General features: G+C 66.1%; 1 protein-coding gene. It reads left to right on the top strand.

Annotated elements, in window-relative coordinates; translation table 11 throughout:
- Positions 1-2371 (top strand): MSCRAMM family protein (locus ACMO6A_RS01165; RefSeq protein ID WP_418470665.1); only part of this gene is annotated, 2371 nt, incomplete at both ends.

Genomic DNA, 2371 nt, shown 5'->3' with positions numbered 1-2371 from the left:
GGCGACAGCTGGCTGGACATTCCCGCTGGCACCACGCTGACCAGCGGCGCGTACGTGCGCATCTATATCGACTGGAGCATTCCCGATATGACGGACGTGCATGCGGGCGACACGTTCACGTTCACCGTCAACGGGGATGATCACTTCCTGGCCAGCGATTTCGGCCCGGTGAACCTCGTCGATCCCACGACCCAGAAGGTGATCGGCTCGTACGTGGTCAACGGCAACCGCGATGCGAACGGCAGCATGATCCCCGGTCAGGACATCACTATCGTGACCACGCTTTCCGACGACGGGGCGCAGTTCCCCTCGCTGCACAATGGCTTCTTCTCGCTTGAGGGCTACGTGACGGGCCAAGGCAACGATATCGTGTTCACGGTTAACGGCCAAGCGCTTCCGTCTATCGGCGTCGAACCGCCTACGACGGGTCCTCTGCCCGATACGCCGCTGATGAAGTACGGCTCGCAGGTTGCCGGCCAGAACCAGATCGTGTGGAGCATCGGCGTGAACCTGGACAATATCGTGGACGCGTACGCGAACTATGCCGTGGGCGGTTCCGACCCGTCGCCGCAGCAGCGCAACCTGCTGCTGACCGACGACTTGCAGGGCGGCCAGGCCATCACGTCGGGCGGCGTGACGGTGTACATGCCCGTGGTGGCTACCACCGACGCGGGGGAGGCGCAGACCGAGCAGTACGCGGCCTTCCCCATCACCGACCTGTTCGCGCTGACCGACAAGTCGGCGGCCGACGGCATGACGCAGGACGAGTTCGCGAGCAGCGTGCGCATGGCCGCCGTGCCCACCATCGGCGTGTGGGAGAACCGCGTGGTGTACATCGGGTTCGGCGACGTGCCCACGGGCGATGGGTCGAGCCCGCTCAATATCGGAAACATCCTGGACGGCCAGGGCGAGGCGGGACTTTCCTGGCTGCTGGAAGAAAAAGGCGCCACGCCTGCTCAGAAAGCCATCATCATGAAGTACTTCAGCACCTCGGGGCCGAACAAGGGCGACTTCACGTCGTTCATCGTAGAGCTGCGCAGCGACGCGTCCGAAACCGGGCAGTACGAAAACAACGCCACGCTCACCTACGGCGACAGCGGGTCGGAAGCGGCGCCCGGAAGCGCGCATTTCACCGTGATCTCGGGCGGCGTGGAGGTGAAGGACGGCAAGGCCGTGCTGAAGAAGGTGGACGCGGGCAATCCGGATGCCACGCTGCCGGGCGCCGTGTTCAGGCTAGAGAAGATGCAGCCTGACAACACCTGGGCGACGGTTGCGGGTTCCGAGCAGCTGACTACGGATGGAAGCGGGCTGATCACGGTGACGGGGTTGCTGTTGGGCCAGTACCGTTTCGTGGAGATCGTGCCGCCGGTCGGGTATGAGATGACGAGCGAGTCGGTTGAATTCGCCATCACGTCGACCACGCCGAACCATACCGCGAACGTTACGGCCGAGAACAGAAGGGCCCCCGTGCTGGGCAAGGTCGTGCTGACGAAGGTGGACGCGGACGCGCCGGGTACGGTGCTGCCCGGCGCCGTGTTCAAGCTGGAAGAGCAGGCGGCGGACGGGTCGTGGGTCGAAGTGCCGGGATACGAGTCGCTTGTCACCGATGGCAGCGGCCTGATCGAGGTGGAGCGTCTCGCGATGGGGACGTACCGCTTCGTGGAGGTTTCGGCTCCCGAGGGCTACGAGCTGGAGACGGTGCCGGTGGAGTTCACGCTGGCCGAGGACGCGCCCGGGTTGGAGGTGGCCGTGACGGCCACGAACACCAAGAGCCCGGTGTTCGGGAAGGCGGTGCTGCAGAAGGTTGACGCCGAGGATCCCGATGCCGTGCTGCCGGGCGCGACGTTCAAGCTGGAGCAGCGGCTCGCCGACGATTCCTGGGAGATCGTGCCGGGCCACGATGCGCTTGTCACCGACGCCGGCGGCCTGATCGAGGTGACCGACTTGGCGGTGGGCAGCTACCGCTTCGTGGAAACCGCGGCCCCCGAAGGCTACGTGCTGGACGACACGCCTCGCGAGTTCGCCATCGACGCCGCCGCGTCGGCGCCCATCGTCGTGAATCTCACGGCTGCGAACGCCAAGGAGCCGCCCGCGCCGCTGGGCAAGGTCGTGCTGACGAAGGTGGATGCCGATTCGCCGACGACGGTGCTCCCGGGCGCCGTGTTCAAGCTGGAGGCGCAGACGGCCGACGGAAGCTGGGAGCCCGTGCCGGGTTCCGAACGCCTGACCACGGATGCCGACGGCCTGATCGAGGTAGCCGATCTGCCGATGGGCGCGTACCGCTTCGTGGAGGTTTCGGCTCCCGAGGGCTACGAGCTGGGGACGGTGCCGGTGGAGTTCACGCTGGCCGAGGACGCGCCCGGGTTGGAGG

The sequence above is a fragment of the Eggerthella sp. genome (assembly GCF_048329335.1).
Classification (GTDB): Bacteria; Actinomycetota; Coriobacteriia; order Coriobacteriales; family Eggerthellaceae; genus Eggerthella; species Eggerthella lenta.
Note: the sequence above shows the minus strand (reverse complement) of the source record. Positions and strands in the feature narration are given on the sequence as shown.